At 71.8% G+C, this 23,811-nt stretch carries 23 protein-coding genes; 8 read left to right on the top strand and 15 right to left on the bottom strand.

The window, feature by feature from the left end; all coding sequences use genetic code 11:
- Positions 1–32: 32 nt before the first annotated feature.
- Complete coding sequence (locus AOQ37_RS02380) at positions 33–1,394, bottom strand: polysialyltransferase family glycosyltransferase (protein WP_062640592.1); 1,362 nt, start codon at positions 1,392–1,394, stop codon at positions 33–35.
- A complete protein-coding gene (locus AOQ37_RS02375) occupies positions 1,391–2,374 on the bottom strand; it encodes a glycosyltransferase family 2 protein (RefSeq protein WP_078889942.1) in 984 nt (327 codons plus the stop codon). Before AOQ37_RS02375 ends, AOQ37_RS02380 begins: the two co-directional genes overlap by 4 nt.
- A gap of 205 nt (positions 2,375–2,579) precedes the next feature.
- Between AOQ37_RS02375 and AOQ37_RS02370 the strand changes: the two genes are divergently transcribed.
- On the top strand, positions 2,580–4,313 hold the full coding sequence (locus AOQ37_RS02370; RefSeq protein WP_062640591.1) for a hypothetical protein: 1,734 nt from the start codon (positions 2,580–2,582) through the stop codon (positions 4,311–4,313).
- Positions 4,314–4,395: 82 nt separating this feature from the next.
- Here AOQ37_RS02370 and AOQ37_RS02365 read toward each other — a convergent pair whose 3' ends face one another.
- From AOQ37_RS02365 to AOQ37_RS02350, 4 genes are all read right to left on the bottom strand, one after another.
- Positions 4,396–5,664: an NAD(P)/FAD-dependent oxidoreductase gene (locus tag AOQ37_RS02365; RefSeq protein ID WP_062640589.1), complete on the bottom strand. Its 1,269-nt coding sequence runs from the start codon at positions 5,662–5,664 to the stop codon at positions 4,396–4,398.
- On the bottom strand, positions 5,661–6,089 hold the full coding sequence (locus AOQ37_RS02360; protein ID WP_234436768.1) for a GtrA family protein: 429 nt from the start codon (positions 6,087–6,089) through the stop codon (positions 5,661–5,663). The genes AOQ37_RS02365 and AOQ37_RS02360 overlap by 4 nt, the downstream gene beginning before the upstream one ends.
- Entirely contained in the window at positions 6,079–7,104 is a 1,026-nt protein-coding gene (locus AOQ37_RS02355) for a glycosyltransferase family 2 protein (RefSeq protein ID WP_234436767.1), read from the bottom strand. The genes AOQ37_RS02360 and AOQ37_RS02355 overlap by 11 nt, the downstream gene beginning before the upstream one ends.
- A gap of 113 nt (positions 7,105–7,217) precedes the next feature.
- Positions 7,218–7,868, bottom strand: coding sequence for a TetR/AcrR family transcriptional regulator (locus tag AOQ37_RS02350; protein ID WP_062640585.1), 651 nt, complete (start codon positions 7,866–7,868; stop codon positions 7,218–7,220).
- A 76-nt stretch (positions 7,869–7,944) separates the two neighbouring features.
- Between AOQ37_RS02350 and AOQ37_RS02345 the strand changes: the two genes are divergently transcribed.
- On the top strand, positions 7,945–9,282 hold the full coding sequence (locus tag AOQ37_RS02345) for an FAD-dependent monooxygenase (protein WP_062640583.1): 1,338 nt from the start codon (positions 7,945–7,947) through the stop codon (positions 9,280–9,282).
- 10 nt (positions 9,283–9,292) lie between these two features.
- On the opposite strand, the gene AOQ37_RS02340 is transcribed toward AOQ37_RS02345, so the two are convergent.
- Complete coding sequence (locus AOQ37_RS02340) at positions 9,293–10,873, bottom strand: acyl-CoA mutase large subunit family protein (protein WP_062640581.1); 1,581 nt, start codon at positions 10,871–10,873, stop codon at positions 9,293–9,295.
- Positions 10,874–11,115: 242 nt separating this feature from the next.
- On the opposite strand from AOQ37_RS02340, the gene AOQ37_RS02335 reads away from it, so the two are divergent.
- Positions 11,116–12,000, top strand: coding sequence for a L,D-transpeptidase family protein (locus AOQ37_RS02335; RefSeq protein ID WP_107085074.1), 885 nt, complete (start codon positions 11,116–11,118; stop codon positions 11,998–12,000).
- A 207-nt stretch (positions 12,001–12,207) separates the two neighbouring features.
- Here the strand turns inward: AOQ37_RS02335 and AOQ37_RS02330 are convergent, their stop codons facing one another.
- The 7 genes from AOQ37_RS02330 to AOQ37_RS02300 form a co-directional block, all read right to left on the bottom strand.
- A complete protein-coding gene (locus tag AOQ37_RS02330) occupies positions 12,208–13,353 on the bottom strand; it encodes a hypothetical protein (RefSeq protein ID WP_062640579.1) in 1,146 nt (381 codons plus the stop codon).
- Entirely contained in the window at positions 13,353–14,012 is a 660-nt protein-coding gene (locus AOQ37_RS02325; protein WP_062640577.1) for an RNA polymerase sigma factor, read from the bottom strand. The genes AOQ37_RS02330 and AOQ37_RS02325 overlap by 1 nt, the downstream gene beginning before the upstream one ends.
- 292 nt (positions 14,013–14,304) lie before the next feature.
- Entirely contained in the window at positions 14,305–15,261 is a 957-nt protein-coding gene (locus AOQ37_RS02320) for a serine/threonine-protein kinase (protein WP_062640576.1), read from the bottom strand.
- A gap of 94 nt (positions 15,262–15,355) precedes the next feature.
- Positions 15,356–15,988, bottom strand: coding sequence for an RNA polymerase sigma factor (locus tag AOQ37_RS02315; RefSeq protein ID WP_062640574.1), 633 nt, complete (start codon positions 15,986–15,988; stop codon positions 15,356–15,358).
- Between the two features lie 167 nt (positions 15,989–16,155).
- Positions 16,156–16,608: a hypothetical protein gene (locus AOQ37_RS02310; protein ID WP_234436766.1), complete on the bottom strand. Its 453-nt coding sequence runs from the start codon at positions 16,606–16,608 to the stop codon at positions 16,156–16,158.
- A gap of 55 nt (positions 16,609–16,663) precedes the next feature.
- Positions 16,664–17,230: a hypothetical protein gene (locus tag AOQ37_RS02305; RefSeq protein WP_062640570.1), complete on the bottom strand. Its 567-nt coding sequence runs from the start codon at positions 17,228–17,230 to the stop codon at positions 16,664–16,666.
- Positions 17,231–17,375: 145 nt separating this feature from the next.
- Positions 17,376–18,971 carry a beta-N-acetylhexosaminidase gene (locus tag AOQ37_RS02300; protein WP_062640569.1) on the bottom strand — a complete coding sequence of 532 codons (1,596 nt, stop codon included), beginning with the start codon at positions 18,969–18,971 and terminating at the stop codon, positions 17,376–17,378.
- A gap of 249 nt (positions 18,972–19,220) precedes the next feature.
- Here AOQ37_RS02300 and AOQ37_RS02295 point away from each other — a divergent pair, with 249 nt between their 5' ends.
- From AOQ37_RS02295 to AOQ37_RS02275, 5 genes are all read left to right on the top strand, one after another.
- A complete protein-coding gene (locus tag AOQ37_RS02295; RefSeq protein ID WP_062640567.1) occupies positions 19,221–19,775 on the top strand; it encodes a 2-oxo-4-hydroxy-4-carboxy-5-ureidoimidazoline decarboxylase in 555 nt (184 codons plus the stop codon).
- A gap of 250 nt (positions 19,776–20,025) precedes the next feature.
- Complete coding sequence (gene sdhC, locus AOQ37_RS02290) at positions 20,026–20,406, top strand: succinate dehydrogenase, cytochrome b556 subunit (protein ID WP_078504082.1); 381 nt, start codon at positions 20,026–20,028, stop codon at positions 20,404–20,406.
- Positions 20,407–20,411: 5 nt separating this feature from the next.
- Complete coding sequence (locus AOQ37_RS02285) at positions 20,412–20,894, top strand: succinate dehydrogenase hydrophobic membrane anchor subunit (protein WP_062640565.1); 483 nt, start codon at positions 20,412–20,414, stop codon at positions 20,892–20,894.
- A 33-nt stretch (positions 20,895–20,927) separates the two neighbouring features.
- Positions 20,928–22,682, top strand: coding sequence for a succinate dehydrogenase flavoprotein subunit (sdhA, locus tag AOQ37_RS02280; protein WP_062640563.1), 1,755 nt, complete (start codon positions 20,928–20,930; stop codon positions 22,680–22,682).
- Positions 22,682–23,443 (top strand): succinate dehydrogenase iron-sulfur subunit, encoded by a 762-nt coding sequence (locus AOQ37_RS02275; RefSeq protein ID WP_062640561.1) that lies wholly within the window; start codon positions 22,682–22,684, stop codon positions 23,441–23,443. The genes sdhA and AOQ37_RS02275 overlap by 1 nt, the downstream gene beginning before the upstream one ends.
- A gap of 84 nt (positions 23,444–23,527) precedes the next feature.
- Here AOQ37_RS02275 and AOQ37_RS02270 read toward each other — a convergent pair whose 3' ends face one another.
- Positions 23,528–23,791: a TM2 domain-containing protein gene (locus AOQ37_RS02270; RefSeq protein ID WP_062640559.1), complete on the bottom strand. Its 264-nt coding sequence runs from the start codon at positions 23,789–23,791 to the stop codon at positions 23,528–23,530.
- Positions 23,792–23,811 lie beyond the last annotated feature (20 nt).

Below are 23,811 nucleotides of genomic sequence, written 5' to 3'. Positions count from 1 at the left end.
GTCCCGGTCCCCCGGTTTGTTCGCTCAGTCGGTCATGTGGTCGGTTGGCGGGTCGTCCGGCGGAGGCGGCGTACCGCGCGGCGTACCGTCGGGTGGCGGCGGAGGGCTTCCGCTCGGATCGGGCCGCCGCCGGGGAGGCGGAGGCTCGTGAGGCGGCGGCGCTTGAAGTAGCGCTGGTACGGGGACCCTTCGGTGAGATGCGCGGCAAGCCAGCCGACCGCCTCCGCGCGCAGGCCGTGGTACTTGCGGGACTGCATGCAGTACCCCACGGCCCGGATCAGGGGCGTCAGCCTCTCGGCCGCCCCCGCGAGTTCGAGCGGGGCGCCGAGTTCCGCGTGCTCCGCGTCGGGCAGTGCCACGTCGATGATGGTGAGCGGGACGCGGTTGCTGTTCTCGTACGGTGTGATGCGCTCCAGGAGGAGCTCCGTGCCGACCCGGGCGACCGGGATGCCGTAGAAGGCGGCGGCGGTCATCAGGGCCGTGGAGAAGCAGCCGATGACGAGCTTCGGCTTCAGGAAGGCGAAGACCGTCTCGGCGAGGATCGGCTCGTTCAGCACGGTGAGCCGTACGCCGAGTTCCCCGGCGGCCGCCTCCAGGGACTCGCTGTAGACGGCGGGCGCGCTCGGGTGGGGCTTGAACAGCACGTCCTCGTGGCCCGCGCGGGCGGCGGCCCGCAGCATGCGGACGTGCAGCCGCTCCTCCTCGTCCTGGGTGATCAGGTCGATCGCCGAGAGGTACTGGCCGAGGAGCACGGCGGTGGCGCGGTGGTCGGCCGGGAGCCGCTCGGCGAGGAGGCCGGCGCCGGACTCGCCGATCTGCGCGAGGACGTCGACCATCGCCTCCCGGGGCACGGCCTCGGACCGGACGCCGTACTCGGACAGGAGCATCGGGCGCAGCCCGGGGACCAGGTCGAGGTGGAGCACGCGGGTGATGCGGCTGCTCATGCCGTGCGGGATGCGGTTGCGCGTCGGGCCGTAGCTCATCAGGCCGTCCGCGTACACGTGGATCGGGCTGTCCGCGAAGATGTCGGCGATCGCGCGGGAGGGGTTGGCCTGGAGGGACTCGCAGGCGATCTCGACCTGTTCGTCGCCCAGGTCCCAGGCCAGGCGTACGGCCTTCTCCCAGAGTCCGGTGTCCTGGGCGCGCGGCGACCAGCCGGCCGGGTGGTGCGGGGAGATGAACTCGTTCCAGGAGTGCACCTGGTCGAACTCGGGGCGCAGCTTCTCGAAGCCGGCCATCCGGTCCAGCGGGGTGCCGACCTCAGGCACGGCGGCGGTGTTGCTGACGACGAGGATGCGGCGGACGCCCTCGCGCGGGCCGAACCGACCGGCGCGGATCGCGGCGGTGACGGTCGCGGCCGCGTACTGGGTGGCCGAGCAGAATATCTGGATCACGCCGCCACACCCTTCATACCGCCGCGGACCCGGCGCAGCACATGGACACGTTCCTCGCCCATCCCCACCACGGCCTCGCTCAGTTCCTCCTCGGTCATCGCGCCCAGCGCCTCGGCGGCCAGCCGCCTCAGCTTCGCGGCCACACTGCGCTCGAACCGGCGCCGGTCGATCAGCTGGTGGGCGATGACCACGCAGAAGTTGCGCAGCGCCTTCGCGCGCAGCCGGTCCGCCTCGGGATCGTCGGCGAGCTCGGCGAGGACGAGGTCGAAGGAGCGGAAGAAGTCCAACTGGCGCACATCGCCGATCTGGGTGAGCGAACTGGCGATGCCCCGGCGGTAGAAGACGCCGTGCAGGCCGGCGACGACGTAGGACTCGGCCCTGCGGTGCAGGTCCCAGATCCACGGCCGGTCCTCGGCGGTGCGCAGCCCGTCGTGGAAGCGGAGCATGCCCCGGTCCAGGAGGCGGCGGTGGTAGACGCCGGCCCAGGCGTACGGATAGTCGACCATGGTGGTGTCGTCGACGGGGAGGATCGAGGTGCGCGGGTCGAGCGGGGTGTGGCGGCGGCCCTCGGGTGCCCGGTGGACGGCCCGCTCGACGCCGGTGACCTGGACGTGGTCGGTGCGGACGAAGTCGACGTCGAACCGTTCGATGACGTCCACCAGCCGGGCCAGATAGCCCGGCGCCAGCCAGTCGTCACCGTCGAGGAAGGTGAGGTAGCGGCCTTCCGCGACGTCGATCCCGGTGTTGCGCGCGGTCGCCAGTCCGCCGTTGCGCTCGTGCCGGATCACCCGGCTGTTCCCGAGCCGCGCCGTCAGGGCGAGAAGGGCTTCGTACGTCCTGTCCTTGGTGGATCTGTCCTCGACGAAGATGAACTCGAAGTCGTCCCGGGCGTTGTTGACCAGGCTGGTCACGGTCTCGGGCAGATACGACTCGATGTTGTAACAGGGGACGACGACGGACAGGGTCGGTGTGTTGGCCACGTGTGCGCACCTGGATTCTCAGCGGAAAGTCAAGTGATCCTAAGAAAGCAGGATCCGCTTCCGCATGTCGCGTCGCCGACACTCAGGTGAATTCGACGTGACATCCGGATCGGGTCGGAAAATGACAGATGAAGAACGGGTGTGACACGCCCTCTCCTTTTCAACACCCGTTATTCCCGTGGAATTCGATGCTACGTTCGCGCACGTGACCGACATATCCACCTCACCTCCGCCCGCCGCGCGGCGCGGGCGGAGCCCGCACGGACCGGCGGCGCGCCGGCTGCGCCTCACCTCTCCCGCGGGGTGGACCACCGCCCTCACCACCGTCGCGCTGCTGCTCCACACGACGCTCACCGCCGGTGTCTTCCTCGACATCCGCTATGTGCTCGCCGCCCTGCGGACGACGGGGGCGAGCGGACTGTCCCCCTCCGAGATCTTCGCTCACCGGCCCTTCTTCTACCGCTGGTTGCTGGACGGTCTGGACTCCCTCACCGGCGGGTCGAACGCGGTGCGCGAGGCCCTCCTGCGGCTCATCGGCATCGCCCTGTGCGCGGCCACCGGTCTGCTGCTGCACCGGGCCCTGCGGCGCCGGATGCCCGAGCGGGACGCGGTGCTCGTCTCCGGCCTGACCGCCCTCACGCTGGCCTTCGCGCCGGTCATCGACTACTTGCAGCCGGAGTGGTTCGCGATCGTCTTCGCGGCGGGCGCCGTCGCCGCCGCGCTCGGCGTCCGCGACCTGTGGCAGGCCGCCGCGCTCGCCGCGCCGCCGCTCGGTCTCGCCGTGCTGATGAAGTTCTCCACCGCGGGCACCGCCGCGATGGCGCTGCTCGTGGTCTTCGCCGTGGACCGGGTGCGGGGCCTGCTGCTCGCCGCCGCGACCGCCGTCGGCACCGGCCTGCTGTTCGCGTTCAGCGCCTGGTCGGGCTCCCGGGAGCTCCAGTGGCTGCGCGACATGCCGCACATCAACGCGCACGCGCTGGGCAAGGACCCGGTCGTCGTCCCGGACCTGCTGCTGCGGACCGCGGACTACCTGGGCGACCGGATCGCGGTGACGCCGGTGCTCGCGCTGCTGCCCGGCGCGCTGCTGCTGTTCGCCGCGACGCTCCCCTCGCGCCGGCGGCGCGTCGAGGCCGTGCTCGTCACGCTGCTGCTCCTGGTCGTGGCCCTGGCCGTCGTGGTCTACCAGGGCAACTGGTTCGCGTACCACGGCGAGAGCCTGCCGGTGGTGGCCGCCGCGCTGACCGCGCTCGCGATCGGCCGCTGGTACGGAGCCCACGGGCGGCCTCCGCTGTGTCTCACCGGGCTCGCCCTCCTCTACGGCGCGGCCCCGCTGCTCACCCTGGTCCGCGAGGACGTCGACACGGATGTCGTCGCGTGGCTCGCCTCGGCGGCGGCTCTCCTCGCCGGAGCGGTGGACCTGCGGTGGGCGCGGGCGGCGCGTCCGCGCGGCCTCCGTGTCCCGGTCGCCCTGCCGGTCCTCGCGGTCGTCGTGTGCCTGGCCGCGACGGTGTGGCCGCTGTCGGGGGTGCGGGTCATCGAGGGGCGGATCGTCACGACCAACGCCGAGCTGAAGGAGCAGGCGCGGTCGGCCGCGGCGGCGGCCGAGCAGGTGGACGCCGAACTCCCGGACGGGGTGCCCGTCCTGTATCTGGCCTTCGGTCAGCAGGCCTACTACATCGGCCACCCGACCGCCTGCCGCTACCCCTTCCCCACCTTCCTCAACGTGCCCGAGCAGCTCACCGACGTGCCCTCGCTGGAGTCGACCCGGGAGAACGTCCGCTGCGTCACGCAGGAGCATCCGGCCGCCTACGCCGTCTACCAGCCCAGCTGGCTCTCGCTGGGCGTCATCGACCCGCGGATCGCCGCCGACATCCGCAGGGCGTACCGGTGCCCCGAGCCGGAGGGGCGGCAGCTCGTGGTGTGCACCGCGCGCCGCTGAGGCGGGTACCCGCGCGCAGGAACGGCCCCGGCGGCGAACTCCCCGCCGGGGCCGTTCCTGCGCGCTGCGGGCGGGGGGCCGGTCAGGCGACGCCCGCGACGCGGGCCGCCTTGTGGCCCAGCTCGACCGAGTAGCTCTGCCCCCGGTCCTGCGGGTAGATCTGCGCCATCGTCGCGAGCGTCACCCCACTGAGATGGGTCTCGTGGCCGGGGATCAGCGCCTTGTACTCGGGCGTGACCACCGGCTGGGCGAAGGGGGCCCGCGAGAAGTGCCAGTCCTTGATCCAGGAGCGGTCGAACTCCGGGTTGACCCGCTTGAGCCACGGCAGGAACCGCTCCAGCAGCTCGGCCGGATCGGTGGTGAAGCGCCAGTCGTCCCGCTCGACGTAGTTGCCCACGTAGAGGATGTGGCGGCCGCCGTACCGCTCCGGGTCGATCATCCGCGTGTGCTCGACGACCGCCAGGAAGGGGAAGTCGGGCTCGTTGATGTTCAGCCAGTAGTACGGGATGGCGCTGCGGTCCAGCTCCAGGACGAAGCAGGTGGCGCCCAGGTACTGGTTGCGCCGGACGACGTCGTCGGCCGGGGCGTCGGCGGCCTTGGCGAAGGCGGGCTGCGGAGTGGTGACGATCAGGTGGTCGAAGGCGTACGAGGAGCCGTCGGCGGTGCGCACGGTGACCTGCCCGTCGCCGCCGTCCTGACGGATCGTCTCCATCCGCTTGCCGAACTCGACCTTGCCGCCGCGTTCCGCGATGCGCTCGGCGAGCGTCGCGTACACCCGCTCGAACCCGCCGTCCAGGTAACCGAGTTCGAAGGTGCGGCAGTGCACCCGCGCCCACAGCCAGGCCATGGACACCTGGTCGGCGCGGTCGCCGAACTTGCCGCGCAGCAGCGGCTCCCAGACGGCCTCGGTGGCGCGCCGCCCGGCCCACTTGCGCAGCCAGCCCAGGGCGGTGCGGTCGTTGAACCGCTCCCCGTCGCGGACGATCTTCAGCCACGCCGACGACAGACCGAAGCGGACACCGGCGGGCAGCCCGTAGAGCGGGGAGGTCAGCATCTCCAGCGGGGTACTGAAGGGGTACGTGCGCCCGTCCCGGAACACTCCGGTGGTCGTCTTGTGGAAGCGCAGGTCGCCGCCCAGGCCCAGCTCCTCGATGAGCTCGATCATCCGGCGGTCGCTGCGGAAGATGTGGTGGTAGTAGCGCTCCAGCGGCACTCCCCCGACGGGGATCGACGCGGCGAGCCCGCCGAGTTCGTCGGCGGCCTCCAGGACGGTGACCGCGTGGCCCCGCTTGACCGCGTCGTACGCGGCGGTGAGGCCGGTCGCTCCCGCGCCGATGACGCCGAGATTCATGCGAAACTCCACTTTCTGTTGAGCGCGAACTGGAAGACCAGCACCAGGGGCAGCGAGCCGGCCTTCACCAGGTTCGGATCGACGCCGAGCCCCCGGGACAACACCGCGAGCAGGACGAACGTCAGGGCGATACCGGTCAGGCCGACGGCGTAGAAGCGCACGTAGCGCAACAGCAGCCGGTCGCGCTTGCCGAAGGTGAACAGGGCGTTCAGGACGAAGTTGTTGGTGATGCCGAGGCTGGTGGAGAGCACGTTGGCCACCTGCTCGTGCAGTCCGGCGACGTTGTAGAGCAGCAGGAACGCGCCCAGGTCGAGCAGGACACCGCTGCCGCCGACCAGCGCGTACGTGATCAGCTGGCGGAGGTCACGGGTGCGGGCGCCGGTGCCGGTACGGACGTCGGCCCGCACCATGTCCTCAGTGGTCATGTCCGGTGCCGTCACCGCCGGCCTCCGCGTCGTGCGAGATGACCTGCCGCACGGTGTACAGGGGCCGCCCCTGCACCTCGTTGTAGGTGCGTCCGATGTAGCTGCCCAGCACGCCGAGGGACAGCATCTGCACACCGCCCATGAACAGCACGACGACCATCAGCATCGTCCAGCCGGAGACCGTGATCTCGGGCCGCAGCAGCTTCATGCCGAGCGCGTAGCAGATGCCGACCAGGGAGAGCGCGAGCACCGCGAACCCCAGCTTGGTGATCATCCGCAGCGGCGCGGTGGAGAAGCCGGTCAGGCCGTCGACGGCGAGGCGCGCCATCTTGCGCAGCGGGTACTTGGTCTCGCCGGCGAACCGCTCGTCGCGGTCGAAGTGCACCTCGCTCTGCCGGAAGCCGATCGAGGCGACCATGCCGCGCACGAACCGGCTGCGCTCGCGGAAGCGCCGCAGTTCGTCGGCGGCGCGCCGGTCCATGAGCCGGAAGTCGCCGGTGTCCACCGGAATGTCAACCTCGGTGGAGGACCGCAGCAGGCGGTAGAAGGCGTGCGCGGTGGTCCGCTTGAAGAGGGTGTCCTGGCGGCTGCGCCGACGGGCGTGCACGATCTCGGCGCCGTCCCGCCAGGCGTCGATCAGCTGGAGGCTGACCTTCGGCGGGTCCTGGAGGTCGGTGTCCATGACGATCACGGCATCGCCGCGCGCCTCGTCGATACCGGCCGTGATGGCCATCTGGTGGCCGAAGTTGCGCGCGAAGTCGACGACCCGGACGCGCCGGTCGTTCTTCGCGAGGTCTTCCAGGACGAGCGGGGTGCCGTCGGTGGACCCGTCGTTGACGTACACCAACTCGAAGGCGTACTCGGGGCGTTCACGCAGTGCCGCCACGAGTTCCTCGTGGAAGTGGCGGATCCCGTCCTGTTCGTCGAAGACGGGCAGCACATAAGAGACGAGCGCGGCGCCACCCCGCTGACGGGGCACGCGGGACTCCTGCACCCGGCTGGCTATGTCAGGCATTCGGCGAAACTAGGTGCGCGATGTGAACGAGATGAGAATTCGCGATGAGTGGTGCAATGCCGTGAATCGACGGACCGCTCCCACCCGATTCCCGGCCGGTGGGGGGTCCCGGGCTACCGCACCCCGTACCGCGCGGCGATGCCGGCCACGACGATCTCCAGCCCTTCCTCGAAGTGCCGGTCGTAGTCCGCGAAGATCTCGGCACCCGCCTTCGCCGCCAGCGGGAAGTCGGCGAGCATCCGGGCGCGTTCCGCCACGTCGAACCCCGCACGCCGCTCGTCCGGCCGCGGCTGCACGCCCTGCTCCTCGGTGACGAACCCGATGGTGTACGCGTACGCGGTCGACGAGGCGCGTACGGCGTCGGCGAGGGTGAAGCCGGCGGCGGTGAACAGGCGCAGGTTCTCCTCCATCTGCACGGCGTGGTCGGTGCCGGTGAAGCGGGAGCCGCTGAAGACCTTCGCGCCGTCCCGGTAGGCGAGCAGCGCGGCGCGCAGCCCGTGGTTGGCCTTGCGCGTCCGGTCCTGCCAGGTGTCGGCGGGGTCGAGCGCGACGCCCGCGACCATCCGCCGGTACATCTCGGTCGCCATCTCGTCCAGCAGGGCCTGTTTGTCCTTGAAGTGCCAGTACAGGGCGGGTGCCTTGACATCCAGCTCTTTGGCGATGGCACGCAGGGTCAGCCCGTCGAGACCCGCCTCGTCGAGCAGCCTGAGCGCGGTGTCCGCGACCCGCTTGCGGTCGAGGGGGGCACGTCGTTCGGTACTCACACTTGACAGCTTAACGCCGTTAAGGCCACTCTCGTAGCCGACGGCACTTAACAACGTTAAGGAGAGTTGCATGGATATGGACGTGGACGTCCTGATCGTCGGCGCGGGTCCCACCGGTCTCGCCCTCGGCATCGACCTGGCCCGGCGCGGAGTGCGCGCTCTGGTGGTGGAGCGCGGCGAGACCCTCGCCCCCGGCTCCCGCGGCAAGGGTCTCCAACCGCGCACGATGGAGGTGTACGAGGACCTCGGCGTCCTGGACGGGATCCTCGCCGCCGGTGGCGCGTACCCGGTGGGCATGGTCTGGGCGGACGGCGAGCAGGTCGGCGAGCACGCGATGTTCGACCCGATGGAGGACGGCGAGGAGGGCTGCCGCTTCACCACCCCGTGGATGGTCCCGCAGTGGCGCAACCAGGAGATCCTGCTGGCGCGGCTGACGGAGCTGGGCGGGACCGTGGCCTTCGGCCGTGAGGTCGTGCGGCTCGAGCAGGACGGCGAGGGGGTGACGGCGCACCTCGCCTCCGGCGAGCCGGTCCGCGCCCGGTACGCCGTCGCCGCGGACGGTGGCCGCTCTGCGGTGCGCCGCGCGCTGGGCATCGAGATGCGGGGCGAGACGCTCGACCCGGACGCGGCCCTGGTGGCGGACGTGCGGATCCCGGATCTGGACCGGGCGTGGTGGCACCTCTTCCCGCCGAGCGGGCCGGAGTCGGGCTTCCTGGCACTGTGCCCGCTGGCCGGGACGGACCAGTTCCAGCTGGTGGCGCGGCTGCCCGGCGGGACGACCCCGGATCTGTCCCTGGAGGGCGTCCGCAAGCTGGTCTCGGAGCGCACCCACCTCGCGCCCGGTGCGGTGGCGGAGCTCTTCTGGGCGTCCGACTTCCGGCCGCGCGCCGCTCTGGCGGACCGCTTCCGCGAGGGGCGGATCTTCCTGGCCGGCGACGCGGCGCACGTGCACTCACCGGCGGGCGGCCAGGGGCTGAACACCAGCGTCCAGGACGCGTACAACCTGGGCTGGAAGCTGGGCGCGGTGCTGTCGGGGCGGGCGCCCGAGGCCCTGCTGGACACCTACGAGGAGGAGCGCCGTCCGGTCGCCGAGCAGGTGCTCGGCCTCTCCACCGCGATCCACCGGGACGAGGCGAGGCGCGGCGCGTCGACCCGGCAACTGGGCCTGAACTACCGGTACTCGTCGCTGAGCGAGGAGACCCGGCAAGACCCCGGCCCGCTCGGCGCCGGCGACCGCGTGCCGGACCAGACGGTCGACGGCGTCCGCCTCTTCGACCGGCTCAGGGGTCCCGACTGGACCTTGCTGACCCTGGACGACGGCGTGTTCCTGGTCCGCCCGGACGGCTATGTGGGCTGGGCGGGCGCCACGGAGGACGGCCTCGCGTCCTACCGCGCACGGGTCGGCCTCGGCTAGTCGTCGCGGCTCAGAACGCGTCCGACGGCACGTACGTCCCCCAGACCCCCCTGAGGGCGTCGCACACCTCGCCCACCGTCGCCCGGGCGCGCAGCGCGTCCTTCATCGGGTACAGGACGTTGTCCTCGCCCTCGGCGGCCTTCCGCAGGGCGTCGAGGGCCGCGTCCACCGCCGCCCGGTCGCGCTCGGCCCGCAGCTTCGCGAGCCGCTCGGCCTGCTGGGCCTCGATGGCCGGGTCGACGCGGAGCGGCTCGTAGGGCTCCTCCGTGTCGAGCTGGTAGCGGTTGACGCCGACCACGACCCGCTCGCCGGAGTCGGTCTCCTGCGCGATCCGGTAGGCGGAGCGCTCGATCTCCGACTTCTGGAAGCCGTGTTCGATGGCGGCGACCGCGCCACCGAGGTCCTCGACCTTCTCCATCAGCCCGACGGCCGCCGCCTCCACGTCGTCGGTCATCTTCTCGACGACGTAGGAGCCCGCGAAGGGGTCGACGGTCGCGGTCACGTCCGTCTCGTAGGCCAGCACCTGCTGGGTGCGCAGGGCGAGGCGGGCGCTCTTGTCCGTGGGCAGCGCGATCGCCTCGTCGAAGGAGTTCGTGTGCAGGGACTGGGTGCCGCCGAGGACCGCCGCCAGGCCCTGGACGGCGACCCGGACCAGGTTCACCTCGGGCTGCTGGGCCGTCAGCTGGACGCCGGCCGTCTGCGTGTGGAAGCGGAGCATCAGCGACTTGGGGTTCTTCGCGCCGAACTCCTCCCGCATCACCCGGGCCCAGATCCGGCGCGCGGCACGGAACTTGGCGACCTCTTCGAGGATCGTCGTACGGGCCACGAAGAAGAAGGACAGGCGGGGCGCGAAGTCGTCCACGTCCATGCCGGCCGCGACGGCGGTGCGGACGTACTCGATGCCGTCCGCCAGCGTGAAGGCGATCTCCTGCGCCGGGGACGCGCCCGCCTCGGCCATGTGGTAACCGGAGATCGAGATCGTGTTCCACTTAGGGATCTCGGCCTTGCAGTACTTGAAGATGTCGGCGATCAGCCGGAGCGAGGGCTTCGGCGGGAAGATGTACGTGCCCCGCGCGATGTACTCCTTCAGCACGTCGTTCTGGATCGTGCCGGTGAGCCGGTCGGCCGGGACGCCCTGCTCCTCGCCGACCAGCTGGTACATGAGCAGCAGCAGGGCCGCCGGGGCGTTGATCGTCATCGACGTGGACACCTTGCCCAGCGGGATCCCGTCGAACAGCACCCGCATGTCCTCGACCGAGTCGATGGCCACGCCCACCTTGCCGACCTCGCCACTCGCGATCGGGGCGTCCGAGTCGTGGCCCATCTGGGTCGGCAGGTCGAAGGCGACGGACAGGCCCGTCGTGCCGTTGGCGATCAGCTGCTGGTAGCGGGCGTTGGACTCCACCGCCGTGCCGAAGCCCGCGTACTGGCGCATGGTCCAGGGGCGGCCGGTGTACATCGACCGGTAGACGCCCCGGGTGAAGGGGTACTCACCCGGTTCGCCCAGTTGCCGGGCCGGGTCCCAGCCCGCCAGGTCCTGCGGCCCGTACACCGGCTCGATGGGCAGTCCGGACTCCGACTCACGCGCCATGGGTGTCATGCCTCCCGCTGAGCTTTCCCGCTTCTTCGACCACTCGGGTCGCCTGCCGGTCACCTGCCGAACACACCGCCGGTTACCCGTCGGTACGGACCCGTTGTCCGAGGGACTGTATCGGCGCGCGCACAGCCGGCGCGGAGGACCACGCTGGGACCTTCCTCACAGACTGTCCGCGGTACCGGTCACCACAATGCCGCGCCGTTCGCGAGGCGTCATCCCGGGGGAACATCTCAGGCATGCGGATGCGGAGATCGATCGCCGTCCTGGCCGGCACGGCGGCTCTGGTGACGGTGTGCGGGTGCGGTGTGCGGGGCTCCGGCGCGGACGGCGGGGCGCACTCACCCGTGCCGGCCGACGTCGGCCGGACGTCGTCGGCGGCGGGCTCCGCCTCGGCGCCCGGGTCGGCGCCGCCGTCGGCACCGGTGTCGGCTCCGGCCCGGACCAGCACCGACGACAGACCGGGTGCCCCGGCCACCGGCGCCCCGCCTCCCGCGGTCCTGTGGTCCCGGGGCGACCGGGGACGCGACGTGCGCGAGCTCCAGGCCCGGCTGCGCCAGATCGCCTGGCTCTTCGAGGGGCCCACGGGAACGTACAGCGAACGCACCGAGCAGGCCGTGAAGGGATTCCAGGGCAAGCGCGGGCTGCCGGCCACCGGGCGGACGGACACCGTCACCTGGCGGCGGCTGCTGGCGATGACGCGCGAACCCGGCGAGTGGGAGCTGTACCTGATGGGCGGTCAGCCGGCCGCCGCACCCGATCCGCGGTGTCTGTCCGGACGGGTGCTGTGCATCGACAAGACGACCCGGACCCTGCGCTGGATGGTGGACGGCCGGACGCTGACGACGGTGTCGGTCCGCTTCGGCTCGCAGTACACGCCCACCCGCGAGGGTGTGTTCCACGTCTACTGGAAGTCCCGGGACCATGTGTCCACGCTCTACCACTCACCGATGCCGTACGCGATGTTCTTCAGCGGTGGGCAGGCGGTGCACTACTCGGCCGACTTCGCCGCCCGCGGTTACGCCGGGGCCTCGCACGGCTGCGTCAACGTGCGGGACGAGACGGCGATCGCGATCCTCTTCGCGCAGGTGAGGAACGGCGACAAGGTCGTCGTGTCCTGGTGAGCGCGGTCCCGCGAGAGGTGTTCGGGGCGCGAGCGGGACCGGGGGAACGTGTCCCGCCCGCGCCGAGCGCACGAGCCGGAAGTACGGGGGGAACCCCGGCTCTGTGCAAGGGCCGATGACCAGTCGGCTCACTTCTTACTGCGCTCCGGCCGCCGAAAACGTCACACCCCCGGCGAAAAAACTCCGGGGATTCACGAAAAGGGCAGGTCAGTGGCGGTGCGAGGACGAGTCCGTGGAGGAGTGCCCGGAACCGCGGGCCCCGTGAGCGGCACCGTCCTTGGCGTCACCGCCGTGGCCGCCGCCCCGGCCGCCGTGACCACGGCCCCGCTCGCGGTCGCCGTCACGATCACGGTCATGGCCCCCGTCGCCGTCGCCGTCGTCGTCGGAGCCGCCCTTGTCGTCCGCACCCGACCTGTCGCCGGTGGCGCCGCCGCGGCCGCCGCGGTCGCTCTGGTTCTTCCCGGTGTCGCGGCCGGTGGTGCCGTTCGGGGAGCGGTCGTCGCCCCGGGAGTTTCCGGCGGCAGAGCCGTCGAGGACGCCCGCGCAGTACTTCGGCACCCGCGTCGGACCGCCCGCGAGGTGTTCCAGGGTTTGTCGGCGCCCGGCGTCCAGGGTGCGGCCGGCACTCAGGTCGCGGCAGGACGAGGTCACGCCGGCCGGCCGGCCGCCACGCGGGTCCGGGGCGGTCGGGGCGGCGCCGTCCGCCGTCCCGCTCCCGGGGTCCTCACCGCCGGTGGCGCCCGTGCCGCCGTCCCCGGCCGCCGGGTCGTCGTCGCCGCCCGACGCGTCGGGCGCGGGTGAGTCGAGCGGGCTCTCGTCCGGGGCCGCGGGGGCCGGGACGGACGCCGCGGGACGGGCGGGCCCGGCGCCGTCGAACGGGGTCGGCAGGACACCGGTCGCGGCCGCGATACCGCCGACCATCCCGGCGGCGAGCACGGCGGCCAGCCCGAGCCGGGCGGGCCGGCTCCACCGGGCCGGACGACCGGCTTCCGGGACACGGACGCCGATGCGCACCAGTCCCGCGTCGGTGGCGTGCGTGACACGGGACCGTCCGGTGGCGGCCGTCACCGTCCCGTCGGGTCCGGCGGGAACCGCGGTGGGGCCGGTCCGTCCCGCGAGGTCGGCGCGGTCCGCGTGGGCCTTGCGGAAGGCGGCCAGGGCCGCGGCCTCGCCGGGCAGCTCATCGTCGGCGGGCAGGGGCTCGGCGGCGAGGGCGGAGAGCGCGCCGAGGGTCCGGGCGAGCCGCTCGGCCTCCGCGCGGGCCGTCGCGTCGACAGCGTTGTCGGGTGACTCACCGCGCAGCAGACGCTCCGCCGTTTCGCGATCGAGCCACCTGTCCTGCTTGTCGGCCATCACATGTCCTTCTGCGTCCGCACGCGCGTATGCGTCACACCGGCGGACGTCACCGCGCGCGGGCGCGGTTCTCGCTGGGACGGCAGCGCGTCGAGCGCACCGGCCGACTCCGGATCCTCGCCGAGCAGTTCGGCGAGCTTCTTCAGGCCGCGGTGCGCGGCCGTACGCACGGCACCGGGTCTTTTGCCGAGCGTCTCGGCGGCCGTCTTGGCGTCCAGGCCCACGACCACCCGCAGCACGACGGCCTCGGCCTGGTCCTGCGGCAGCCGGGCTATGAGGTTCAGCGTGCGGCCGGTGGCCAGCGCCTCCATGGCCTCGCCCGCGGTGTCGGACTCGGCGGGCCGGGCCGTCAGTTCGCTCTCGTCGGCGACCGTCGCCGGGCGGCGTCCGCGCATGCGGATGTGGTCCAGCGCGCGGTTGCGGGCGATCCGGGCGGCCCAGCCGCGGAAGCGGTCCGCGTCTCCGCTGAACCGTTCCAGGTCGCGGGCTATCTGGAGCCAGGCCTCGGAGGACACGTCCTCGGCGTCGAGATCGCCGACGAGCGTGCGTACGTACCCGAGCAGCCGCGGGTGCACCGTGCGGTACACAGTCCGGAACGCGCTCTCGTCCCCGTTCTGTGCCGCGAGCACCGCGGCTGTCAGCTCCGCGTCGTCCCCCACGTCGTGGTTCCTCGGTCGATGGTGCGCGGTTTTCTGGACCGCGGGTCGTTGCGGTGGTCTGCCGCTTGGCCTTCCGGCGCGAAAGGCACGTTACGACCTGAAACAGCCGCACGTCCATGTCCGTAGAACATGCAACTAACTCGTGACGCGAGCGGGTGCGTCCGGGGTGTGACAGAAACCGCACTCATGGCGCTGTAGGGAGTACGGGCCGCCGCGCGGCCCGTGCCGCGCGACGGCCGGGGCCTCTCCTGTGGGGGGTGGCGGCCCCGGCCGTTGCTTTGGCGGCAACCGGTTACCGCCCCCGGGCCCCGCTCGTGACGGTCCCGACGCTCTTGCCGGACCCCGACGTCTTCCCGGCCCCCGACGCCTTCGCGGTCCCCGGGGCCGACCCGGCCCGCTGCGTCCCGTCGGCCGTCGGGCTCGTCACGCTCTTGGCGGTATTCGTGGGTTTCGCGGCTTTGGTGGTCTTCGTGGTTCCCGAGCTCTCGGCGGCTTTCGTGGTGCTCCCCGCCGTCGGCGCCGATGCCGCCGCTGACGCCGAACCGGCTGCCGCCGCCCCGCAGTACGCCACGACGTTCTCCGCGCCGCCCGCCGCCGTCACGAGCCGTTGCCACGCGGTGGAGTCCAGCGCCCTGCCCCGCCCCCGCACCTTCTCGTAGGCACGGCAGTGCGCGTCGGTGTCCGCGGCGCCCACGGGACGCTCCCGGCCGGTGGGCGCGGGCGGCCGCGGGCTCGCGGAAACCGTGTCGGCGGACCGGGCCCCGGGCGCGGAGGCGGTCGGCGCCGGTGCGGAGCGCCGCGCGCCGCCTGCCACGCCGTCGGTGGACGAGCCCACGGTGGCGAACGCGACCCCGCCCAGCGCGAGGCCCGCGACCAGTACGGAGAACGTGGCCCGCAGCGAGCGGGCCGTGTGCCGCCGGACCCGGGGTCGCCAGTCGTCCCGGCGCCGGGTCCTGGCCCGGTGCGCACCCGTGTCGCGGGCGGCCAGGAAGGCGGCGACGGCCCGCCGCTCGCCGTCGCTCCCGGCCTCCGGCGCCAGGTCCGGGCCGTCGCCGGGGCCGCGCGGCCCCCGCTGTCCGCGCAGGGCCCGCAGGAGCAGCGCCGCCGACGGGAGGGCCACGGTCAACGGCACCTCCGCGGCGTCCGGGGCGACGGCCTCCGGGGCGGCGGCCGCGCTCTCGGCGGCGGTGTCCGCGGGGTGTGCGCGCCGACGGCTGTGGCCCGCGCCGTCGTTCAGCCGTTCACCCATGTCCGTTCCCGCCTCTGTCCCGTGCGTGCGCTCAGACCGTTCGACCTGGTGGCCGGGCCCGCCACTGATCCATACGGTCCACAGCCCCCGGCGTTCATGTCGACTCCCCCAGCGTTCGGGGCCCGCCATCCGTCACACCTTCGCCCGCGCCCGTGGCGTCGAGCCGGCGGGCCAGCCGTTTCAGTCCCCGGTGCGCCGCCGTACGGACGGCGCCGGGGCGCTTGCCGAGGACACGGGCCGCGGCGGGCCCGTCCAGCCCCACGACCACCCGGAGCAGCACCGCCTCGGCCTGGTCGCGCGGCAGCCCGCGGACCAGTTCCAGGGCGTGCTCGGTGGAGAGCGACTCCAGCGCCTCGTCGTGGGTGCTGTGCGGGCCGGCCAGGTCGAGGACGACGTCCGGGTCCAGCGCCGTCGACCGGGGCCGGACCCGCAGCCGGCGCAGATGGTCGAGGGCCCGGTGCCGGGCGATGGTCGCGGTCCAGCCGCGGAACCCCGCGCCGTCCCCTTTGAACCGCCCCAGGTCCCGCGCGATCTCCAGCCAGGCGTCGGAGGCCACGTCCTCGGCGTCGTCGCCGACGATCCCCCGCAGGTAGCCGAGCAGTCCTGGCTGCACGATCCGGTAGGCCACGGCGAACGCGGCCTCGTCCCCGTCCTGGGCCCGCGTCACGGCCGCGCCCAGTTCCCCGTCGTACGCCTGCGCGCGCCGGGGTTCCCCTCCCTGGCCCAAGACTGTCCTCGTTCGTGCGGAGTGCGTTACGGCGCGCGACTCCCCCGCCGGACCCCGGGTCCGGACACGGCCACGCCCTCACGGTCATCAGCGCCGGGCGGCGCAGAAGTGTCACAGCGGACGAATGCACCAGCGCACGCGCCCCCGGCCGCCGGACGGGTCCGGGGCTACCGCCCCCGCATCGCGTCCCGGCACAGCAACCGCAGGGATCCGTGGCCGGCGAAGCAGCGCCGGGACTCGTCCAGGGGTTCCCAGAGGCGGCCGTCGGGGGTGCGGACCCAGTGGTCGCCGCCGGCGCCCCACCACTCGGCCCCGGTCTGCCGGACGATCACCTCGCCCGCGTAGGCGCCGAGCCCGCGCAGCACCTGCTCCACGGCCGGGTACGGCGAGCCCTCGCGGCGCAGCTCCTCGATCATGCGGTCGACGCGCCACAGGCTCGGCGCCGAGTGGTCGAGGTGGGGGCGGACGGCGTCGGGCACGGCGGCCACCGCCTCCGCCGCCCACCGCACGGGTTTCGCGGCGGCGGAGGGGCGGGGCGGCCGGTCGGGTCGGCCGGGCTGGTCGTTCGTCCTGCGCGTCACATCAGGAAAAGCGAGGTCGGCGCGGGTCTCGTCACTCATTTCCGGGGCCTTCGCGAGACCGGCGCAGGACCGACCCATCTCCCCCGCAGACCCCTCACCCGCGTCCACGAGCCCGCCGCGAGACCACCGCGCGCAGCACCCGGCGGCCCTCGGTGGACACTTCGAGGGCGCGGCGCAGTCCGCCCGCGCCGTGCCCGGCGAGCACCTCGAGGACGGCGACCTGGCGGCGCAGTTCGGCGGCGACGAGGGGCGACATGCCCTCGGTGCGGCCTTCGCGGCGGGAGTCGACCGGGGAGTCGTCCTCCGCCGGGTCGAGGAGGCGGTGGATCTGGAGCGAGGCGACGGAGCAGGCGTCGGCCCAGAGCCGCACCTCGGCGGCGGAGCGGTCGTCGGGGGCGGCGGCCAGCATCCGGCGGGCCAGCGACCCGGCCTCGTCGCCCTCCTCGTCACCCTCCTCGGCGGCCGACGCCAGCTTGCCGCGCGCCTGTTCCAGCAGCTCGCCCCAGTCGGCGGCGTCGGAGTCCTCCGTGAGGTTCCCCCACAGCGGTCGCAGGATCTCGTCGTCACCTCCGAGCAGGGGTACGCACCGATCCAAACAAGCCAGCCCGCTGGCAGCCAGTCCGCGTTCGTCGGCCTGAGCTATCAGTTCCACCAGACTCATCCACGCCCCCCTCGCCCCAGGGCACCGCCCTTACGGAGCCCGCACTTCCCCTTACTGCGCGCGACAGGCCAGGAGTATCACAGGAGGGTTTTTCAGCCAACCCTGGGCGGATCGGCAAACGGGCACGGCACGTTCGGGAGCCCGCTCAACCGAGCTGGTCCGCCAGGGACTTGAACTGCGTCCAGGTCAGCGGCGGCGTCCCGGCGTCCCACAGCTTCTGCGAGGTCGCCCGCAGCGGCATCCGGATCCCGGCCGCGATCTGGTCCTGGGTCTGCGAGTTCGCGAGGTCGCACCAGACCGAGAAGGAGCCGCCGAGGATCTGGGCGTCGTACTTCGCGGGAACCGGGGTCGTGCCGCGCAGCACCCGCGGGGTCCACTGCTCGTAGATCCGCTGCCCGGTGGGGTAGGTGAAGTCGTTCGGTTCGCCGAGGACGTAGTACAGGTACTCGTCGTTGTAGTTGAGCACCTTGCGCCCCGCGCTCAGGTACTCGACCGGCGGCCGCGCCCCGATCTCCTTGCCCGTCCAGTAGGCGACCACGAGGTCGGAGGCCGGCTTGACCGAGGTGCCGCGGAAGAAGCCGTCGTTCCACACCCGCATGGTGCGGTCGTGGGCGCGGACGGTGTCGGCGCGGTCGTTGAGCCAGCCGGTGGTGAGGTCGGCGACGCCCGCGCCGGATCCGTACCGGGCGGTCGCGGCGGCGGCGAGCTGGGGGTAGGAGGCCGCCGGGCTGGAGACCGTCAGGGCCTGGTACTCGTCCCCGCCGAGATGCCAGTAGGCACCGGGGAAAACGTCGGCGTACTCGTCGAGCAGGTCGTCGAGAAGGTCGGCGGAGTCGTCCTTGGAGATGTCGATCGCCCCGCGGGTCGCCACCCCGCTCGCGTTGCGCAGCTGGAGCTCGGGGTGGGCGGCGAGGACGGCGCCCAGGTGCCCGGGTGAGTCGATCTCGGGCACGACGGTGATGTGCCGACTCGCCGCGAGGTCGACGATCTTCTTCACCTGGGCCTTGCTGAGGTGCTGGGCGGAGACGATCTCCGGGTGACTGTCGGACTCGATCCGGAAGGCCTGGTCGTCGGAGAAGTGCAGGCCGAGCTGGTTGTACTTCAGGTCGCCCAGCTCGCGCACCCGGTCCTCGATCCACCCGGCGGTGAAGTGCTTGCGCGCGATGTCCAGCGTGAACCCGCGCTGCGGCTTGGCCGGCTGGTCGCGTACGACGCCCTCCGGAGCCGTCCCGCCGCCGTGCACCTCCTGCTTGAGGGTGCGGGTGCCGTAGAAGACGCCCGCGTCGGAGGGCGCGCTGATGGTGACCCGCCCGCCGCGCACGGTCATGGTGTACGACTCCGGGTTCGCGCCCTCGTCGTCGTTGAGCGCCAGCCGCAGGTCCCCGGCGCGTACGTCGTCCTTCTCCCCGGTGTACGTCAGGCCCAGCTCGCCGGCGACCAGCCGCCCCTCGTCGGCGAGTCCGGCGTCGCTCACCACCACCCGGCTCGCGGACCGCGGCTTCCATCCGGGTCCGCGCGCCGGGGTGTGGGCACTGACGGCGGGGATGGTGCGCGGGGTGGTGGAGAGGGCGTAGGAGCGGCTGGGCGTCGGGGTGGGGGCCTGGGCGGCGGCCGCGCCGGTGTCCCCGGGCGTCCGCGCGGCCTGCCGGGAGGCGGCCGATCCCGCGGGTTCCGTGCCATCGTCCGAGGAGGCCCACACGCCGATGCCGACGCCGAGCGCGGCGACCAGCCCGCCCGCCATCACGGCCCGCCCGGCGACCCGCCGGTGCGGCTTCCTCTGCGGCGCGCGGCGCCGGTGCCTGTGCCTGCTCACTCCGCCAACCGTACGACTCCCCGCGACCGGAAGCGCGTCGAGCCCGGCGTGACGGAGTCCACGACACATTCCGAAACTCTCTCGTTCGGGTGAAATTCAGGCATCGGTCAGACACGTCCTGACCGCTCTCGATAACGTGTCGACACACCTTTCACTGCATCCCCTGCCACATCACACGTGACGCGAGGATCCACGCTGCCTGCGCACCGTCTTTCCCCTCTCTCCGGACGCCTCGCCATACCGGCGCAGACCCGGACCTCACCCGCACCTCTGCTGGACGGTTTCAACACCGCTCCCGCCGACGAGGCGCACCGCACCCTCCTCGCCTGTCTGCGCTGTCCCCGCTGGGCCCGCCGTATCGCCGACCACCGCCCGTATCCGACGCTCGACGCCCTCCTGGCCGCCTCGGACGAGGCCGCGTACGACCTGAGCCCGGCCGATCTCGCGGAGGCCCTGGCGGCGGAGTGCCTGCCCGGTCTGCCGGAGGACGCCTACGGAGCGGCGCACACGGCGCTGAACGCGGCCCACGCCGCCTACGAGGCCCGATTCGGACACGCGTTCGTCATCTGCCTCGACGGCGTTCCGGCGGACGAGTCCCTGGACCGTGTCCTGGAAGGCATCCGGTCACGATTGACGAACGATCCCGAGGACGAGCGGGTGGTCGCGGCCGAGGAGCTGCGCCGCCTGGCCAGACAGCGGCTGGCGGGCTCGGTCCGGGGCACGGGGCCGTGACCTCGGCGCCCGGCCGCCGGGCCGGGTCCGGACACCAGGAACACGCGAACGGCGCATACCGTCCCGAACCCTCCCGGATGCCTCCGCCGCTCACCCATACGCGTGCCAGTTTGATCACACCGGTAGGCCCCCTGTAAGCCGAGCGCCCATGGCTGGCTACGATGCTGGGGGCCGGTGGACCGTACCCGGCCGGGCCCGTCCGACACCCCAAGCCGGCAGGCCCCAATCCCCGCTCCCGGAGGGTTCTTCCGTGCCGGCTGGAACGCTGTACCGCGGCCGGGAAGGAATGTGGTCCTGGGTGGCTCATCGAGTCACCGGCGTCCTCATCTTCTTCTTCCTGTTCGTCCACGTGCTGGACACCGCCCTCGTGCGTGTCTCCCCCGAGGACTACGACAAGGTCGTAGCCACCTACAAGACGCCGATCGTGGCGCTGCTGGAGTACGGCCTCGTGGCCGCCATCCTCTTCCACGCGCTCAACGGCCTGCGCGTCATCGCCGTCGACTTCTGGTCGAAGGGCCCGCGCTACCAGAAGCAGATGCTCTGGAGTGTCGTCGGCCTGTGGCTGGTGCTGATGCTCGGGGCGATCTACCCCGTGCTCGGCCACGCCGCTCGTGAACTGTTCGGGAGCTGAGACCGATGGCCACCACTGAAACCACCGCGGCCGGGATCGGCCCCGTCGAGGGCGGATCCGTCTACGACGTGGACAACCCCGCGCCCCTCATCGAGGCCCCGCGCCAACGCACCAAGAAGACCCCCCGGTCCACCCGGGGCAACTTCGAGATGGGCGCCTGGCTGTTCATGCGCCTGTCCGGCGTCGTGCTGGTCGTCCTGGTCCTGGGCCACCTGCTGATCCAGCTCGTCCTGGACGGCGGCGTCTCCAAGATCGGCTTCGCCTTCGTGGCCGGCCGCTGGGCCTCCCCGTTCTGGCAGGTCTGGGACCTGCTGATGCTGTGGCTCGCCATGCTGCACGGGACGAACGGCTTGCGCACGGTCATCAACGACTACGCGGAGCGCGCGAACACCCGCCTGTGGCTGAAGGGCCTGCTCTACACCGCCGCGGTGTTCACCATCCTGCTGGGCACGCTGGTGATCTTCACCTTCGACCCGAACATCCGCTAGGCGCACGGGACCGAGGGACTGAGAGACACACTCATGAAGATCCACAAGTACGACACAGTCATCGTCGGCGCGGGCGGCGCCGGTATGCGCGCCGCGATCGAGTCGACGAAGCGCAGCCGCACCGCCGTGCTGACCAAGCTCTACCCCACCCGCTCCCACACGGGCGCCGCGCAGGGCGGCATGGCCGCGGCGCTGGCCAACGTGGAGGAGGACAACTGGGAGTGGCACACCTTCGACACGGTCAAGGGCGGTGACTACCTGGTCGACCAGGACGCCGCCGAGATCCTGGCGAAGGAGGCCATCGACTCCGTCCTCGACCTGGAGAAGATGGGCCTGCCGTTCAACCGGACGCCGGACGGCACGATCGACCAGCGCCGCTTCGGCGGGCACAGCCGCAACCACGGCGAGGCCCCGGTCCGCCGGTCCTGCTACGCGGCCGACCGCACCGGTCACATGATCCTCCAGACGCTGTACCAGAACTGCGTGAAGGAGGGCGTGGAGTTCTACAACGAGTTCTACGTCCTCGACCAGCTGATCACCGAGGTCGACGGGGTCAAGCGGTCCGCGGGTGTGGTCGCGTACGAGCTGGCCACCGGCGAGATCCACGTCTTCCAGGCGAAGGCCGTCATCTACGCCTCCGGCGGCACCGGCAAGTTCTTCAAGGTGACCTCCAACGCTCACACGCTGACGGGTGACGGCCAGGCCGCCGTGTACCGGCGCGGGCTGCCCCTGGAGGACATGGAGTTCTTCCAGTTCCACCCGACCGGCATCTGGCGCATGGGCATCCTGCTGACGGAGGGCGCCCGCGGTGAGGGCGGCATCCTCCGCAACAAGGACGGCGAGCGCTTCATGGAGAAGTACGCGCCGGTCATGAAGGACCTCGCGTCGCGTGACGTCGTGTCCCGCTCCATCTACACCGAGATCCGGGAAGGCCGCGGCTGCGGTCCCGAGGGCGACCACGTCTACCTGGACCTCACCCACCTCCCGCCGGAGCAGCTGGACGCGAAGCTCCCGGACATCACGGAGTTCGCGCGCACGTACCTCGGCATCGAGCCGTACACGGACCCGATCCCGATCCAGCCCACCGCGCACTACGCGATGGGCGGCATCCCGACGAACGTCGCGGGTGAGGTCCTGAGCGACAACACGACGGTCGTCCCAGGCCTGTACGCGGCCGGCGAGGTCGCCTGTGTGTCGGTGCACGGCGCCAACCGCCTGGGCACGAACTCGCTGCTGGACATCAACGTGTTCGGCAAGCGGGCCGGTATCGCGGCCGCCGAGTACTCGCAGAAGGCGGAGTACGTCGAGCTGCCGGAAAACCCCGCGCAGCAGGTCATCGACCAGGTCGAGCACCTTCGTACGTCCACGGGCACCGAGCGGGTGGCGGAACTGCGCCGCGAGCTCCAGGAGACCATGGACGCCAACGTCATGGTGTTCCGCACCGAGCAGACGATCAAGACGGCGGTGGAGAAGCTCGCCGAGCTGCGCGAGCGCTACCGGAACATCTCGATCCAGGACAAGGGCAAGCGGTTCAACACGGACCTGCTGGAGGCCATCGAGCTGGGCAACCTGCTCGACCTGGCCGAGGTCATGGCGGTGTCCGCGCTGGCCCGCAAGGAGTCCCGCGGCGGTCACTACCGCGAGGACTACCCGAACCGCGACGACGTCAACTTCATGCGCCACACCATGGCGTACCGCGAGGTGGGCGACGACGGCACCGAGTCCATCCGACTCGACTACAAGCCGGTCGTCCAGACCCGCTACCAGCCGATGGAGCGTAAGTACTGATGGCAACCCCCGTTCTGGACAAGGTCGAGGCGGAGTCCGCGGCCTCCCCGTACATCACGGTCACCTTCCGGATCCGCCGGTTCAACCCGGAGGTCTCGGCGGAAGCCGCCTGGCAGGACTTCACGCTGGAGATCGATCCCAAGGAGCGCGTCCTCGACGGTCTCCACAAGATCAAGTGGGACGTCGACGGCACGCTGACCTTCCGGCGTTCCTGCGCCCACGGCATCTGCGGCTCGGACGCGATGCGGATCAACGGCAAGAACCGCCTGGCGTGCAAGACGCTGATCAAGGACATCAACCCCGAGAAGCCGATCACGGTCGAGCCCATCAAGGGCCTGACGGTCCTGAAGGACCTGGTCGTCGACATGGAGCCGTTCTTCCAGGCGTACCGGGACGTCATGCCCTTCCTCATCACGAAGGACACGAACGAGCCCACGCGCGAGCGCTTCCAGACCGCCGAGGACCGCGAGCGGTTCGACGACACGACGAAGTGCATCCTGTGCGCCGCCTGCACCTCGTCCTGCCCGGTGTTCTGGAACGACGGCCAGTACTTCGGTCCGGCCGCGATCGTGAACGCCCACCGCTTCATCTTCGACTCGCGTGACGAGGCGGGTGAGCAGCGTCTGGAGATCCTGAACGACAAGGACGGCGTCTGGCGCTGCCGTACGACGTTCAACTGCACGGACGCCTGCCCGCGCGGTATCGAGGTCACGAAGGCGATCCAGGAGGTGAAGCGGGCGTTGATCACGCGCCGCTTCTGAGCCTCCCGGCTCGCTGAGCCCGGCACACGGCGAGGGCCCCGCTCCATGAAGGAGCGGGGCCCTCGCCGTGTCGCCGTGCCGATGTCAGCCGCGCAGGACGCGACCCTGCTTGTCGGTACGGTCGTTGCTGGTGAGGAACAGGATGCCGTCGACCAGCGCCCAGATGCCGAGGCCGCCGCAGGTGAGCAGCTGGGCGACGCCCACGCCGACGGAGCCGACGTAGAAGCGTCCGATGCCGAGGGTGCCCAGGAAGAGCTGGAGGATACCGGCGACGATCTTGGACTTGTCGGAGTACGGACGACCAAGCGGGTCGACCCCGTAGGGGGCCTGCGGGGTGGGGACGGTCATGAGAACTGCTCCTGGGATGA

The sequence above is a fragment of the Streptomyces maremycinicus genome (assembly GCF_001184025.1).
Lineage (GTDB): Bacteria > Actinomycetota > Actinomycetes > Streptomycetales > Streptomycetaceae > Streptomyces > Streptomyces maremycinicus.
The sequence above is the reverse complement of the archived record's forward strand: the minus strand, read 5'-3'. Positions and strand labels throughout refer to the sequence as shown.